The organism is Hathewaya limosa (assembly GCF_030815255.1).
GTDB classification, from domain to species: Bacteria; Bacillota; Clostridia; order Clostridiales; family Clostridiaceae; genus Hathewaya; species Hathewaya limosa.
Window position 1 is genome coordinate 62111 of the sequence record NZ_JAUSWN010000013.1, and the last position, 16505, is coordinate 78615.

Sequence of the window (16505 nt, forward strand, 5' to 3'; positions counted from 1 at the left end):
TAACTTGATTTTTAATTTTATTTTGTTCTCCGTTTATTTTTAGGTTTTATATACAATCTTCTATATTTATCCATCTTAATACTACTCAAGAAAAAGTCCTTAAAATCTATCCAATTAAATGGTGCAAAAGGTGAACCATATGGTATTGAAAAATTATTATGTGAAACTAAAGCTAAAATTATAAAACTACATGCTATTATAAAACCATATAATCCTAACATTCCTGTTATTATGAGTATAATAAATTTTAAAAGATTAATGGAATCCATTAAGCTATAATCAGGTACAACAAAGGATGCCATGGTAGATAATGCTACTATAATTACCATTAATGGACTTACAAGTCCTGCAGAAACCGCCGCCTGACCTATAACTATAGCCCCAACTATACCTATTGCTGGTCCTATTTTTTTAGGAAATCTAATACTTGATTCTACTAGTATTTTACTAATAATCTCCATGATAAACGCTTCTAAAAATGCATTTACTGGAACAAAATTTCTTGAATACGACAATGTCAATATATACTTAAAAGGTATTACATCTGAATTATATGCAACGATAGCCACGTATAATGGTGCTGCTGTCAATGTAAGCATAATACATCCTATCCTAAGTAGTTTATTAAAAACTGATATATAATATGGTTCATAATGATCATCTCCAGAATCAATAAACGCACCTATTGTAGATGGAATTATTAGCGCAAGCCCACTACCTTCAACTAAAACGCAAGCCGCTCCAGTTAAAATTGACGCACTAGCTTTATCTGATCTTTCTGCTAAACTGGTTTGTGGAAAAAACTCAAGATCTTTATTCTTAAAAAATTTTTGTAAATATCCTCCTTCTAAAACTCCATCTACCTCTATACTGTTTAATTTTTTTTCTGTTATTTCAATAATTTTATCATTTGCTACATCTTGTAAATAAATTAAACTCACACTAGTTTTAGTTCTAATTCCAATTTCAAAATGCTTAATTCTTAAATTAGAATCTTTTATTCTGTATCTTATAAGTGATAAATTAGTATCCATATTTTCTGTAAAACTATCTTTTGGTACTCGTAATCCATCTTGAAGCTGAGGAGATTCTATAGCTCTTTTTTGAATTTCTTTTGTATTGCATACTATATACTCCTCTTCCATAGGATTTATTATTACCGAAAAACCCTTAAGTACATAATCTATTATTAAATTTTCATTATTGTCTTTTTTTAAATCGTGTACTAATATAATAGATTTATAAATTTCATTTATATTAATTTCTTCTCTTCTAGATTGAATAATAGGTTTTATAATATACTCGGATAATGCATTATGATCACTTAATTGTGAAATGTATAAGACAAAAAAATTTTTTAGCTCTTTATTTATTTCTCTTATATTTATTCCTACACCATTTTGACTTAATTCTTCAAATATCCTTTCATATTTTACATTATCTTTTTTAGGATAAATTTCACTCTCCCCCTTTCTAATTTTTAACTTTAGAATTAGGATCTTTTAGATTAATATCATTAATTTTCATTTTTACATTTACATTAATTTTTGCTTTAGGATATTCCTTTTTCCAGTCTATATTTTTGTATATGTTATAATTTTGTCCTTTAAAATATTTTCCAAAGTTTAAAAAATCAATTCTATATTCTTCCTGTGACTTTTTTAAAACTTTTTCAATCTCATATTTAGCATCTAGCTCCATATGTTGTCTTATTCTATCTAGCATTTTTACATCTAATTCTTCTCTATAGTATTGATACTTTATACTACTAACAAGTTTTAGATCTATATCTATAATAGGTGTTCCATTTTCATATCTAGTTTTTATCTTTCTTTTTTTTATACCAACTTCATAAGATATTTGATTTTCAGGATTTCCTGGTCTTGGCATAACTGTCCTTATACTAGGATCTTTTCCTAATAAATAGAGTAATCCAATATTATCTTTTCCTAATATTGTTCCTACCATCCTACCCTCTTCATTAAATATTCCATATCCAATAAAATTTACCGAACCATCTATAATTTTTATATATGGCAATAAAGATCCTATTGTTGTAAGAGATAAGTTGGTTAGTACATCCCCTACTGTAATATATAGAGCCTTACCATCTTCTTTTAAGTATAACATTGTATCATCTATACTTACTCCTACTGAAATATCATTTTTTAACTTTTTCTTAAATAAATCAGAACATCTTTCTTCACTTACAGCCATCAAAATAGATTTTCTATAATCGTAAGATAAATTAAAACGATTAAGATAAGTTTGAATTCCTTCTTTTCTTGCATATTCTTCAGAATATACTACACTCCTTATGCCACCAAAAAATTCTTGAAATGGAGTTTGTCTATCATAGTCCCATCTGGCTTCTTCAAAATTAGCACCTTTAGCTTCATAACAATAAATAGAAGTGCCTTTATTCCCCCCTTCTTCACCTTTAGCTGCCTCATAGTTACTTTTAACAATTTCCCCCGCAAATATAACATTATCCTTTTCTTTATCTATACCTAAAGAAATTATTATATTTCTACTATTTATATCTCTATAATCCCAGCACCCATTTAGAATAAGAGTAAAACATAAAAATAATACAATTATACCTTTATGATTTTTTATCATATCCCTTCACCTTCATCAAAATAAATAATATAGTTGGAATTAATGCTGTTGTAAAAATACTGAAAACGAATATAGTATACATAACAATAATCTTCTGTTCTATTAAAAAATTTGAGAAAAATGAATATATAAAACATCCTATTGTTATTATCAATCCTAGTTTATTCTTTGCTATTTTCTTATTTAAAATATAATACAAAAAATGCACTGTACCGTATGCCACTATTAATTCACCACTAACAACGCCTATATTCCATATAATAATAAATATACCATCCAATCTTGTTATTATATCTAACATAGTAATACTTATAGTTCTTAATGTGGTTAAAACTACATTTGAATATTTTATGACTTCTTCTTGACCCAAAACAGCAAGACAAGTTTGTACTGTAAGAATATACATTAGCCCAATAATTCCAATAATTATTAAGGTATATTTACAACTTTTTTTATTTTTTTTACTAAATGTAGTCAAACATATCGCTTCTATTCCTACAAAAGAAATTAAATTATATATCATTCCTTTAAAAAATTCTTTTGGATTATAAAAATTAAATAACGGAAATAAATTTATAGGATCCCCTTCCAATAATGTAGTACTTAAAATTAAAGTCATTAATATTATTTGTAAAACGCCATAAATTTCACATATTCTTGCTATTCCCTTTAATCCCTTACATATTCCATAATAACAAAGTAAATATAATGCTAATTCTAATACCCATATAGGAGTCCTAGGATACACTATAAGTTTTAAAGTATTAGAATAAAATTTAGGTATATTTACATATATAACTAGAAATAATCCAAAATAAATAATCTCTATTATTTTTGTCCATTTTTTTCCTGTAAGAATAGTTATATATTCACAAAAATTTTTTTCTAAAAAAACAGTATTTAATTTAATCACAAAAAAAGCAAATATCCCCATTAATATAGTTAAAATAATAATTCCTATCCAAGCACTAGTTCCCATATATTCAACTAAGTCCTTTGGCAATGTTATTACTTCATATCCAATAGTCATACAAAACACTAAAAAACATATTTGAAAGTCTGTTAAATACTCTTTCATATACTCACATCCAAATAAATTTAATAAAACTAAAAAAGATTACTTTTATTTTGCTTAAAAGTAATCTTTTTTATTCTTTATTTAACTTATTATTTATTTAATATAAACTTTTGAATAACTTTCCCAACCCCATCTTCTTCATTAGTTGATGTAATATAATCTGCTATTTCTTTTACTTCTTTAAATCCATTTTCCATCGCTACACCTAATCCAGCATTTTTGATCATATGATAATCATTGCCGGCATCTCCTACACATATAATCTCTTCTTCTTTGATTCCTAATTCTTCTCCTAATACCTTAACTGCTGTCCATTTATTTATTCCATACTTAAGAAATTCAAAGAAAAATGGTGCACTTTGAACTAATGTGTATTTTTCTCCTAGTCCTTTATCTTTTACTTTTTTTATAATTTCTTTTAAGTACTCTGGTTCATCTACATACATTACTTTAATAATATCTGTATTCTCAGCTAATTTATCTATAGGTATTTCCTTTATAGTAATTCCATTTAATTCAGCTTCTAACTTGGTATATTTACTATTTTTAGGTGTAACAACTGCTTCATTAGTTAATGCGTGAATATTTACCTTTAACTCTTTACTTAATTTATATAATTCTTTAAAATCATTCATTCTTAAAGGCTGGTCAAAAATAATATCTCCTGATGTATTATTTTTAACTATAGCTCCGTTATAACATACTGTATAGTCATCTTCATTTTTTAAATCTAATAAATCTATTAACCATTTAACTCCATCTATAGGTCTCCCCGTACACAAAACTACTTTAACACCTTTTTCTCTAGCTTTTTTTATCATTTCTATATTATTCTCAGAAACAGTTTTATCATTTCTAAGTAAAGTTCCATCTAAATCTAAAGCAATTAACTTATACATATTTTTCCTCCTACGTTTTTAAATAACCTTCTTTTAATTCCAAAATATTATATCACAAAAAAAACCTATCCCCTAATATAAGAGATAGGTTTTATAAGAAATTTTTTTAAATTTAATTAAAATTGTCCATAAACATATGTGTAACCACCTGTTGATATAAAACATGTAACTAAAAGGGTACTTATTAAAATACAACTATAAAATACTATGTTTAATATATTATTTTCTCTAATTTTTTTTAAAATAATTTGCAATTGCTTCATTAGTATTTAGCCATCCTTTCCACCCTAAATGTACACCATCTATCATAAAATATTTCTCATATTCCTTTTGTCTAAAATCTAAGGTATCAAATCCTGCATTATTTATGATCTTTTCTACCTTATCATAAAAACTATATCTTTTCTCCTTAGGAAGTCCTAAGTAATCATACCATACCCCATTAACAGGAATAATGATAAATAAAGGCTTTATTTTTGATTCTTTACAGGTTTTTAATAATATATCTAGATCATTATATTCTATAGAATTCAATGGATCCATCTGTTTAACAAGATGTTTAATCTTCGGAATATAATTTTTATAAAATTTTTCAAAACAATAATCTTGCATATTAAATTGGTTATTTTTACTTTCTTCTTTTCCCTGTGCTATTGCCTTAATATATTCATCTTTCCAATTAATTTTTTTTGGATTATTAATATTAAAGTTGTTCCTTGGAGTACGTTTTATTAAGTTATACGCTTGAATATTATCTTTTGTTTTTAAAATTAGTTTATCTAATGCAAAATAAGGTTTAAGCATATAAAATCCAATTTTCGTTAACATATTATTACTATTATATAATTTACAATACATACTAACATCTTTATAATTTTTATCTTTCTTAACGAGTGATCCAACCCTACTACATATATTTTTCTTTAACTCTTTACTAAGATTTTTATTCTCCATAGCTTCTAAAAATTGTAGTTCTGAAAAATTCATAAGGAAATGTTCTGGGGTTACCCCTTTGTTCCCTATATCCTCCATAAACCATGTCATAGAAATGAAAAATACTGGCCTACTATTTTTTAAATTCTGCGATACTGCTCCAAAATTTATTGCATGTTGCAACTCTTGAACAAATCCTCTTCCTACAGGATTAACTACTTTATTTATCTTATCATTTGGGAAAAAACTTTTAGGATTTTGCTCTATGTGTGCTCCTAACTCTGAAGATCCATAAAACATTAATTTTCCTCTTTTAATCGCCTCTCTTTGCAGAATTACTCCCATATTTTTAACATCATTATTATATAAAACAGAAATACTATCATTATAATATTTTTCTATTTTTTTCTGCAATATATTATTTAATTCCACTGTGAATATAAGTAGTATAACTAAGGCAATACATATTTGACCTAATTTTTTCATATACTTATAGCCTCTTTGACACTGTTTCTATAATTTTGTTAGGGGTTAAGATATGTTCCCTTACTATCTCTGTTGGTTGAATAACTACTCCTAATTGTGATTCTATTTCTAATAATAATTCAATTGTTCCTAATGAATCTAGTAATCCTGCATCAAATAAATCAATACCTCTATCCTCTAAAATTTCATCATCACCACATAAATCAACTAAAATTTGCATTATTTTTTCTTCCATTTTCAATACCTCCATTATTTATTAAATAAGTATCCTGAAAATAATAACATTCCAAAACATACTAAATGAAATGTTATAAACATTGATACATATTGAAACCATTTTTTCTTTTTGTTTTTTTTATAGAATTTACTATTTCTTTGGAAATAATCTGTACCAGCTAAAATCAGTCCTTCATAAACACCATAAATAATATAATAAAAATATATACCATGCCATATCCCCATAGTTAACATAGTTAAAAAATATCCTATATATGAAGATGTGTATCTACTCTTAAATCTTTTTTTTCTCATACTACTCATTACAAATCTTGTATAAATAAAATCTCTAAACCAGAATGATAGAGACATATGCCACCTATTCCAAAATTCTTTCATATCTTTACTTAAAAAAGGTTTATTAAAATTCTCTGGAAGTTTTACCCCCAAAAAGTATCCAGTTCCAATGGCTAAGAAACTATATCCAGCAAAATCAAAGAATAAATATAATGTATATGCATACATATAATTTAATATAGTAGTAAAACTATGAATTTTTGAAGCATTAGTAAGTATGTCCACTTTAGGTATGTTATTAAGCCATAAATTATATATTAACGTAGCTATTACAAACTTATACAATATACCCATTAAAATTTTATGGATTCCTACAGGTAAATACTCATTTATATATTCTTTTCTACTTATTTTTTTATTTATATTATTTTGAAAATCTCTTGAACGATCTATAGGTCCACTAGATATACTTGGAAAAAATATTAGAAAATACGTATATTCTAATAAATTCATTTCTTTAATTAAGCCATCATGAATTTCTATTAATATTTGGACTGTCCTAAAAGTTATATATGAAATGCCTATAAATCCCAATGTCTTAGGAGTAATAAATCTATTAAATTTAACTAATATTAAAGGTAAGATAGATAATAAAACCATAATTCTCATTATCCATATACTAGTATTTTTTCTTGCAATATATAAATATAGTTTCATTAAAATAACTTGTCCTATGTAAAATAATCCAAAACAAACTATACCTTTTTTATTATTACCAATAAATAGAATTAACATCGTTGCACTTAAAAATGTTCCATAATACTTTATTCGTTTTTCATATATACCTAAAATTATTGCAGGAATTAATCCTAAAACCATTATATAGAAGAAAAATAAATTTCCATAAGGTGTTAACATCCTAATTCCTCCATAAGTACTTTTCTATCAATTTTGCCATTTACATTTAATACAAATCTTTCTTTAACTTTTATCTGTCTAGGAATCATATATTCAGGAATTTTAGTTTTTAATTCTTCTTTAACTTTTTTAGCTAATTTCAGCCCACTTTCTTCCATATCTTTGTTTAGTGTAATAAAAGCTGTTAAATGATTAATCTTCTCATTTTTCTTTACGGGTATGACGACAGCGTTTTCCACAAATTCAATAGAACATAAATTTTCTTCAATATCTTGTAGTTCTATTCTAAATCCATTTAACTTAATTTGAAAGTCCTCTCTTCCTTTATAATAAAACAACTGATTTTTTTTATAACCTAGATCACCAGTTTTATATGCCCTTCTCTGTGTTCCATTTAGCTTTGTATTAAAAAACACCTTTTTAGTCATACTTTCATTATTATAATATCCAGTGCTTACACTATCACCATATATAACAATTTCTCCTATATCTCCTTCGGTAACTTCCTTGCCCATTTTATCTAAAATCTTTATATGTATATTTTCCCCACTATATCCTATTGGTAGACTCTCTTTTGATTCTATCATTTCTTTGCTTATCTCTACAGATGTGACTAATACTGTAGATTCTGTTGGTCCATATCCATTAATAAGTTTAACTTTAGGAAATCGTTCATAAAATTTCATTGCTAATTGTTTAGTTAGTACCTCACCGGCAACAACAACTTTTTTTAAATTTGGGAGTAAAGTTTCATTAAATTTTTCATCTACTAAACACATTTGAATAAAGGCTGGAGTAGTTGCTATAAAACCTATGTTAGACTGCCCTAAGTTTAAAAATAACTCTTGAAAATTTTCTATCATCTTTTTATCAATTACGAACAGTCTTCTTCCTAGTGAAAGCCCTATATACATTCCTATTACAGAAACATCAAATGAATAAGATACTTGATTCATATAGTCTAAACTAATATCTTCTAAGTTAGCTTCTTTTTCAAACCAGTTCAAAAAATTTTCTAAACAATTATAAGTTATCTTAACACCTTTAGGTTTTCCAGTACTTCCTGATGTGTATAATATATAATATATTTCTTCTCCCTTAACTTCAAAATCTTTATCTGGAATTTTTCCATTATATAAGCTAAAAATATTATTTATTTCTTGCTTGTCTAATTTTCCTATAGTCTTAGGTAGCTCTATTTCTCTATCTTCTATATGAAAAATCAAATCTGCATTACAATTTTCTATAACATCTTTAACTCTTGTTTCTGGAAATGTTATATCTATTGGTACATATGGATAGCCTGCTTTAGTACAAGCCAAAAAACAAATCAACATTTCTTCCTCTTTATGCCCATAAACTAATATAGGTTTTTTATTCTTTTCATACTTTTCAATTAAATAACATGCTAAAGCATCTGATTTATATTTTAACTCTTTATAAGTTAGTATCTTTTTATCATATATTTGGGCTTCTTTTTCATACTTACTATAACTATCAATTCTGTCAATGATACTCATTTTTTCCCTCCAATTTATATTATTTTCTTATATATAAGCATACTATTGGTTTTAATATATATCAACATTTGAAAGATAAATATTGATTAAATAAAGAGACCATTCTACCTTAGCAAAATAATCTCTTCAAATTATATTATTTATTTTTTCTTATAGTTCTTCCTTCTTTATCTAATATTTTATTAGCATCATATAAATCTAAAAATTCTTTTCTTTGATTTCTTAATGATACTCCATCCACATGCCTTCTATCTGTTTGCGCCACGTCCTTAACTAACTCTTCATATGAAGTAGGTCCTACTGCACAAAATATATTAAATCCTTTTGATTTTAAATATTGAAATTTAGTATCTTTATATTTTACTGCATCTCCATAAGGATAAATAAATACTGATGTATCTCCCACAAGAGATTTAACTTCTTTTTCCCATTTATCTGTATCATTTTTTAATTTATTATAAGAAATTTGAGCTATGTTAGGATGTCCATAACTATGTGATGCAAAGTTCCATCCAGTTTCCTTTAATTTTTTTATTACAGGAATAACCTTATTAACTTCTAAATCATAGTTTTTATTTTCATGTTGTGTTCTATATCCTAAAATTCCTTCAAAACCAGTTAAAGCTATAGTAGCTTTTGCACCATTTAAAGAAAAATCAGGATGTTCTTGTACAAATTTATCTAAAATAGGAACAATAGCATTATCATATCTAACTTCTCCTTTTCTATCTTTTGTAGGAGTATATGAAGCTATCTTTCCTTCATTATCAATAATTAATTTACCTACTGTACCATGTTCTATCATATAACCATAATAATTCATATCATCTATAGAAATAATTAGTGGTTTTTTACCCTTAGGTACTTTAATAGGTTTTCTTTTCATTGTTATTATTCCATTTTCTTTTTTTTGTTCATATATTGAATTAATATTGATTAGAATATAATTATTTTTATATAACTGTTCTATAACTTTATTAAATTCTTTTACAGTAACAAACCAATCATCCATACTTTTAGTTTGATAATCCCCAACAAAAGCCAATTTGGTATTAGCTATTAATGGATGAAAAAATATATGTTCTGCATTTCCTGTAAAAGTTACAGTTTCAAGGTCTTTTTTTACTTCTTTATGTACAACCTGTTGTTTAACTTCGTTGTTATTTAAAATCTTTTTATTAGCTTTTAAATTATCTGTGTCCTTTGTACTTATGACATTAGCCACTTGTTTATTTTTGTTTATATATTTAATTATTACGCCTTTTTCAATAATACCTGTACATATAACTAGAGTTAAAATTCCAAATAAAAATATTATATTTATTGATTTAAAAACTGCACTTTTCCTTTTCAATTTTACCCTCCTAAACATAAAAATTTATTTTCTTTTATATTGTACACATATTATACAAAAAATAATAAACCATATAGTTACAAACTTATTACATACATTTTACTATATGGTTACATTTAATAAAATTTTATTAAATTTTTATGTAAAAATAGCAATTACCTAAACAAAACTAAGTAATTGCTATTTAAGAAGATACTTTTTAAATTATGCTTGTTCAGCCCAGTTTGCTGGATATGTTACATACATAAATCTAGCAAAGTTTGGAACTGTGAAATTAATTGAAGATCCGTTTGGTATATAGATAATATCACCTTTATTAGCTACAACTTTTCTTCCGTCGATATCTATTTCTAATGTTCCTTCTATAATATAATCAATCTCATCATAGTTTAAAGTCCATGCAAAGCTTGTTTTATCCATTTCCATAATTCCGCAACCTAATCTTGGACTTTCTTCTAAAGTTACCACATCTTTAAGATATACCTTATCTCCTGCTTTTCCTGTATCAAATGGTTCTGGTTTAACTGTGTCTAATTTTACAGACATTATACCGCTCTTATCAACATCTTTTTCAAAATCGCAAGCTGGAGTTTGAGTTGAGTTTGACATTTGTTCTGTTATTATTTTTCTAACGATTTGTTCTATAATCTTTTCATCTAAATTTTGCATTTGTATCTCTCCTTTAAATAAGATGTACTCTTTAATTTATTCAAGATAAAGTACTTAAATATTTAAGTACTTTATACTTAATATCTACTTATAAACTATTTTGCTTCTTCTTTTTTAGTTTTAGAAGTCATTAACATAGCAACTATAACAGCTGTTATACCACCAACTAACTTACCAACGATCATTGCAGCTATCATACTCTTATTAACACCAGCTGCAAATCCTAAGTGATCTCCAAATACGAAAGCAGCACTTACTGCAAATGCAACGTTGATAACTTTTCCTCTTTCATCCATATCCTTCATCATACCGAACATTGGAATATTATTAGCTAATGTAGCTATCATACCTGCTGCAGCTATATCATTCATTCCTAATAATCCACCAATTTTCATTAATGGTTTAGAGAATACTTTTGTTATAACATGAACTAATGGATATGCCCCTGCTAAAATTATAGCAATGCTACCAACAGTTGTTATACCTTCTGAAAGTGGAGCCATTCCTGGAATAACTTTAATACCTGTTAAAGTCTCTAAAACTATTGCAGCTAAACCAATAGTAAGAACTGCAGTTATAAATTTACCGAAACCGATGAATCCTTTAATCATTTTTTCTGGAATTGCATATAAACCTATAGCTATAATTATTGCGAACAAAATAATTGGAACTAAGTTCTTTATTACTAACATAAATGGTAAACCTGCTACTAATCCACCAATAAGACATCCTATTGGAATTGTAACTATACCAGCTAAAACACCTTTTGCTAAAAATTTATGATCATCTTTACTAATAATTCCTAATGATACTGGAATAGTAAATACAATTGTAGGTCCCATCATTGATCCTAAAATTAATCCAGCGAATTCACCTACTTGTGGATTTGCTGCCATCTCTTTAGCTAAAGAATATCCACCCATATCACAAGCTAATAATGATGTTGCAAACATTGAAGGGTCTGCACCTAATGCTTTAAATACTGGAACAATAACTGGTTGTAATACTTTTGCAAGTACTGGGGCTAAAGATATAGCACCAACCATTGCTAATGTTAATGCACCCATTGCCATAAAGCCTTCTTCAAATTGTTCGCCTAAACCAAATTTGTTTCCTATAACTTTGTCTAAAGCTCCTAGAACCATGAAGATGGCCATAATGTAAACTATGACGTCATTAATTTGCATAAATTATACCTTCTTTCTTAGTTTATTTATATATATGTAAATAAAATTACAGACAAGATATTAAATTTTTATCTGGTGAAGGAATTATGGCACTGTGTATTATCTTTTTAGAATCAATTAAATCTTCAGCTACTTTCATTGATTCACTCACAGAACTTAAAACTCCAGTTATTATAAAATAACATTTTCCACCTATTAGATTTCCCAAAGTAAACTTAACAAGTTGAACTTCTCCATTTTTTAAGGCTTTATCTAATGCTATGATTCCACAAGCTACAGAAGTAAATTCCATTACTCCTATAGCCTTTATTTCAATATTGTTATATTTTTTATTAATGCCATTTATAATTCGTTCATCAGCATTAGGTAATATAAATGTTGCTAAAATATATTTATTGTCTAATTTTTTTATAGTCTCTACAGCCTCGTCAACAGAACCTACATCTCCAGTAAGTATTATCATATACTTTCCTGGACAAATATGCCTAGAGTATATAACTTCAAGTTCTGCTGATTTTAACATAATATCTGTAATCTCTATTCCTTTTGCAATACTATTTAATTCAACTATACCTAATGCATTCATAATTCAAACCTCTCTAAATGTAAAGTTTAATCTTCTCTTACTTCTACAGAATCTACAATACCAACTATAGTAGCATCTACAGGAATTCTTTCATTAGTTCCACTTGGCTTACTTGCAGAACTTCCCTTAACAATTAAAACTCTGTCTCCTACACCGGCACCTACACTATCTGCTGCTACCATTGTAGAATCTATTCTTTTGCTACTACTACCATAATTAATAGGTCTTACTACCATAAGTTTTAGTCCATTAAGTCTTTCATCTTTTCTAGTAGCCCAAACACTACCTATTACTTCACCTATCATCATACCAATATATTCCTCTCTTAGATTACATCTCTTTCTTAATTTCCATATGATTTATCCTTGCAAAATCTTTAGCCAATGGTGTTATTAAGGTTTTTTTAGAAACAAATATCTCTCTAATACCTTCTCTAAATAACTCTCTTACATCCATTTCAGAAATTAACTTTTTAGTAACTATATTTGAATTTATAGTTTTCTTTTGTATCTTTTCTTCATTTTCTTCTTTTATAACTGGTAAATTACCGCTACCATCTATTACATTAATAAGTGTACCTTTTTCTTTTTCATTCTTAAGAACATTAGATATTTCATTCATTTTCTTTATTTTCATACCATAACTTATTAACTTATCTTCATATTCTGAGAACATTTTAAAGAAAACTTTATTAGCAGTTTTAGCAAATTGTCTATAAACTAAACCTTCTTCTAATAAATATACTGGGATTCCTTGTAACATTGCATTTATTATTATTTCTTCTCTTTGGCTACTACTTACGCCTATTCCAATATTACTTAATTCCTTTACACTAAGCTCTGGTATTATTATTCCTTCATAAGAATTTAGTGTTAAGCTATTTTCCTCTGAAGAATAAAGTTTATATCCAAAAGCTTTTAAGTCATGATCATAAAACTTATAAGCTGCACTTTCTTTTTCACCTAAAAATAAAAGATTTTTTTCTTGAATCTCTGGCTTACTTTCCATCAATTGAATTCCAGATTCTTTTATTTTTTTAATTACTTCTTTTGTAACAAGTTCGATTAACTTATTAAAGTCCATTTGTCTCCCCCTTATTTACAACAATTTATTGCTATTCCTGAAGGAGTTACTAAGAAAGGATTTAATGGTTTTACCGTAGTAATTCCTGTCTCTTTTTGTATTATTTTTTCAAAATCCTTAAGACAACATGTTCCACCTACAAGATATATTGTATCTACATTAAAACCTTTAATGTTATCACTTATTATCCTTGCAATTTTTTGAACAACAGGAGTCACCATTGGAAAAATATCATTGTAATTTTTCTTATCCTTTTTCCTATCTTCTGCTTCTTCAAAAGGTATTCTATAAGCACCTGCAACTACAAGAGATAACTGTGTTCCTCCAGTAGCTTCATCTACTGTATATATTACCTTTCCATCTTCAAAAATAGATAGTCCAGTAGTTCCACCACCAACATCTACTACTACACCATTCTCTACTCCCAATACAGCATTAGCTGCTGTTGGTTCATCTAAAACAGCTGTTACTTCCATTCCAGAACCCTCAACAACATACTTATGAGTTGCAATATCTCTTTCACCTGTTCCTGGTGGTACCGCAATAGCAGCTTCTTCTAATTCTACACCTAGTTTATCTTCAATCTTTTTCTTTAGTTTTCTTACTATATTAGTAGCTCCAATAAAATCAACCACTAATCCATCTCTTACAACCTGAGCAAATTCCATTTCACAAGCAACAGGTTTTTTGTTTTTATCTAAAACAACTATTACAATATAAGCCGTACCTAGATCTACACCAACAAAAAGTTTTTCACCTTTTTTCACTTTTCTAGGTTTTTTTATTGTATCTTCCACGGCTTTTATAAATTTATCAACTTCTTTGAAGTCCTTCATTTATAAAACCCCTTTACTTTATTATTGTTGCACGTGTCCCATTTACAAATCCACAGGCATTTGCTTCATCATAATCAATATGAACTGCTGTATTAAAGTTTGGGCTTACCCTTACAACAACCTCATCAAAAATTAAGGATCTTTCGCCTTCAATTTTTAATTTAACAACTTGTTTGTCTTCTATATTGAATCTTTTAGCATCTTCTGGAGAAATGTGTATATGTCTTTTAGCTGCAATAGCGCCCTCTGGAAGCTGTACAATACCTTTTTCCGTAGCTATAACTATTGGAGCACTTCCCTTAAGATCACCAGACATCCTAACTGGTACCTTTGTTCCTAAAATAACACAATCACTTTTAGAAAGTTCTACTTGAGTTTCTTTTCTTGCAGGCCCTAACACTACTACATTTTGAATCATACCTTTAGGTCCTATTAGCGAAACTCTTTCTTTACATGCATATTGACCTGGTTGAGATAATTCCTTAACCTTTGTTAATTCATATCCTTTACCAAATAGTAAGTCTATATGTTCTTGTGAAAGATGTACATGACGTCCTGAAGCTTCTACTAAAATAGTATTTTCTTGATTTTTCAATCTCTTAACAACTTCTTCTACGATGTATTCTATTTTTTGTTCTAAAGAGCTCAATCCATTCACCTCTATTTTTGATTATCCTTAGTGCATTGTAGCATCATAATATATAGACAACTACTCAATCTATTTAAATATCTTACTATGTCACCTCTTGAAACCTCTCCATCTTCATTCTTAAATGCAGTTAATGCAGAAATTTCTACTTCTCTTACCTGACTTCTTAAAATATTTAATGCTACTGCCATTTCACCAATTTCATAAGATGGATAAAATAAATGATCTACATTCATATACTTCTTAGGATTATGTGAAATTGCTCTAAGATCATCTTCATTCATTCCTAATAGAGAAAATTCTCCTAAAGTTTCGTTTAATATTTCAGCTCTTGAAATACCTCTTATAAACTTTAAAATTTCTTCTAAGTCAGAAATGACTCTTTTGTTTCCCAAATTTTTAGCTAAAACTTGAGTTTGAAGAACTTTTCCTTCTAGACTATCAATTTTCCCTCTAAATATGATTCTTTTATGGTCCTTAAAAACTAGTTTATTTCCACTAAGTTGCGTCATAAACTCTGGTTTATTTTCATAGTATCCACCCAAAAGGCCCTCATATTTGGGTAAAAATTGCTTTTCTTCCTTATGTTGAATATTCTGATTATTATCTTCAGATACTCTATCCTCTTTAAAAACCAGCTTAATATTCTTATCATGCAAATACTGTCTTGCAGATGGTGTAATTATAGTATTTTTCTCTACAATAAATTCTTTAATGTTTGCATCTTTAAGTTCTGATCTAAGTGCATATTCAGTTAATACCGCCATTTATTTCACACCTTCTTTTATATATATTTCCCGAACCGTAAGGTTCGGGATCATATATATCAATTTACATTAATTATTTAAAATTAAGCTTCAGTTTTTGGAAGTATTACTTCAACTTCTCCGTGTGGTCTTGGGATTACATGAACTGAAATTAATTCTCCAACTCTTTCAGCAGCAGCAGCTCCAGCATCTGTAGCAGCTTTAACAGCTCCAACATCTCCTCTTACCATAACTGTTACTAATCCACCACCAACTTGCTCTTTACCTATTAAAGTTACGTTTGCAGCCTTAACCATTGCGTCTGCAGCTTCGATTGCTCCTACTAAACCTTTAGTTTCGATCATTCCTAATGCATTTGTGTTTGCCATTTGAAAATCCTCCTTAAGATATATCAAAAATTATATA

At 27.5% G+C, this 16505-nt stretch carries 18 protein-coding genes; all 18 read right to left on the reverse strand.

The genetic code is table 11. The features are described from left to right. Window positions 1-17: 17 nt before the first annotated feature. Window positions 18-1499 (reverse strand): spore germination protein, encoded by a 1482-nt coding sequence (locus tag QOZ93_RS08570; RefSeq protein WP_307355932.1) that lies wholly within the window; start codon window positions 1497-1499, stop codon window positions 18-20. Then, entirely contained in the window at window positions 1474-2622 is a 1149-nt protein-coding gene (locus QOZ93_RS08575; protein ID WP_307355901.1) for a Ger(x)C family spore germination protein, read from the reverse strand. Before QOZ93_RS08575 ends, QOZ93_RS08570 begins: the two co-directional genes overlap by 26 nt. Next, window positions 2606-3700 carry a GerAB/ArcD/ProY family transporter gene (locus QOZ93_RS08580; protein WP_307355902.1) on the reverse strand — a complete coding sequence of 365 codons (1095 nt, stop codon included), beginning with the start codon at window positions 3698-3700 and terminating at the stop codon, window positions 2606-2608. The genes QOZ93_RS08575 and QOZ93_RS08580 overlap by 17 nt, the downstream gene beginning before the upstream one ends. 89 nt (window positions 3701-3789) lie before the next feature. Next, complete coding sequence (locus QOZ93_RS08585) at window positions 3790-4599, reverse strand: Cof-type HAD-IIB family hydrolase (protein WP_307355903.1); 810 nt, start codon at window positions 4597-4599, stop codon at window positions 3790-3792. 228 nt (window positions 4600-4827) lie between these two features. After that, window positions 4828-6018 carry a D-alanyl-lipoteichoic acid biosynthesis protein DltD gene (dltD, locus tag QOZ93_RS08590; RefSeq protein WP_307355904.1) on the reverse strand — a complete coding sequence of 397 codons (1191 nt, stop codon included), beginning with the start codon at window positions 6016-6018 and terminating at the stop codon, window positions 4828-4830. Window positions 6019-6022: 4 nt separating this feature from the next. Next, the gene (dltC, locus tag QOZ93_RS08595; RefSeq protein ID WP_307355905.1) at window positions 6023-6253 is read right to left on the reverse strand and encodes a D-alanine--poly(phosphoribitol) ligase subunit DltC; all 231 of its coding nucleotides are present in this window, start codon (window positions 6251-6253) and stop codon (window positions 6023-6025) included. Between the two features lie 14 nt (window positions 6254-6267). Continuing rightward, window positions 6268-7449: a D-alanyl-lipoteichoic acid biosynthesis protein DltB gene (gene dltB, locus QOZ93_RS08600; protein ID WP_307355907.1), complete on the reverse strand. Its 1182-nt coding sequence runs from the start codon at window positions 7447-7449 to the stop codon at window positions 6268-6270. Then, window positions 7443-8969, reverse strand: coding sequence for a D-alanine--poly(phosphoribitol) ligase subunit DltA (gene dltA / locus QOZ93_RS08605; protein WP_307355908.1), 1527 nt, complete (start codon window positions 8967-8969; stop codon window positions 7443-7445). Before dltA ends, dltB begins: the two co-directional genes overlap by 7 nt. 136 nt (window positions 8970-9105) lie before the next feature. Further along, window positions 9106-10323, reverse strand: a complete 1218-nt coding sequence (locus tag QOZ93_RS08610; RefSeq protein ID WP_307355910.1) for a polysaccharide deacetylase family protein — start codon at window positions 10321-10323, stop codon at window positions 9106-9108. A 204-nt stretch (window positions 10324-10527) separates the two neighbouring features. After that, the gene (locus QOZ93_RS08615; protein WP_111940842.1) at window positions 10528-10992 is read right to left on the reverse strand and encodes a cupin domain-containing protein; all 465 of its coding nucleotides are present in this window, start codon (window positions 10990-10992) and stop codon (window positions 10528-10530) included. 95 nt (window positions 10993-11087) lie between these two features. Further along, on the reverse strand, window positions 11088-12179 hold the full coding sequence (gene eutH / locus QOZ93_RS08620; RefSeq protein WP_307355911.1) for an ethanolamine utilization protein EutH: 1092 nt from the start codon (window positions 12177-12179) through the stop codon (window positions 11088-11090). A 46-nt stretch (window positions 12180-12225) separates the two neighbouring features. Beyond that, window positions 12226-12765, reverse strand: coding sequence for a BMC domain-containing protein (locus QOZ93_RS08625; protein WP_307355912.1), 540 nt, complete (start codon window positions 12763-12765; stop codon window positions 12226-12228). A gap of 26 nt (window positions 12766-12791) precedes the next feature. Next, window positions 12792-13073, reverse strand: coding sequence for a EutN/CcmL family microcompartment protein (locus tag QOZ93_RS08630; RefSeq protein WP_111940836.1), 282 nt, complete (start codon window positions 13071-13073; stop codon window positions 12792-12794). Between the two features lie 22 nt (window positions 13074-13095). Next, window positions 13096-13848, reverse strand: coding sequence for a hypothetical protein (locus QOZ93_RS08635; protein WP_307355913.1), 753 nt, complete (start codon window positions 13846-13848; stop codon window positions 13096-13098). An 11-nt stretch (window positions 13849-13859) separates the two neighbouring features. Next, a complete protein-coding gene (gene eutJ / locus QOZ93_RS08640) occupies window positions 13860-14684 on the reverse strand; it encodes an ethanolamine utilization protein EutJ (protein ID WP_307355914.1) in 825 nt (274 codons plus the stop codon). Window positions 14685-14697: 13 nt separating this feature from the next. Beyond that, a complete protein-coding gene (gene eutD / locus QOZ93_RS08645) occupies window positions 14698-15333 on the reverse strand; it encodes an ethanolamine utilization phosphate acetyltransferase EutD (RefSeq protein ID WP_307355915.1) in 636 nt (211 codons plus the stop codon). 11 nt (window positions 15334-15344) lie between these two features. Next, entirely contained in the window at window positions 15345-16100 is a 756-nt protein-coding gene (locus QOZ93_RS08650; protein ID WP_111940828.1) for a cobalamin adenosyltransferase, read from the reverse strand. 83 nt (window positions 16101-16183) lie between these two features. Continuing rightward, window positions 16184-16468 carry an ethanolamine utilization microcompartment protein EutM gene (eutM, locus tag QOZ93_RS08655; protein ID WP_111940826.1) on the reverse strand — a complete coding sequence of 95 codons (285 nt, stop codon included), beginning with the start codon at window positions 16466-16468 and terminating at the stop codon, window positions 16184-16186. Between the last annotated feature and the right edge of the window lie 37 nt (window positions 16469-16505).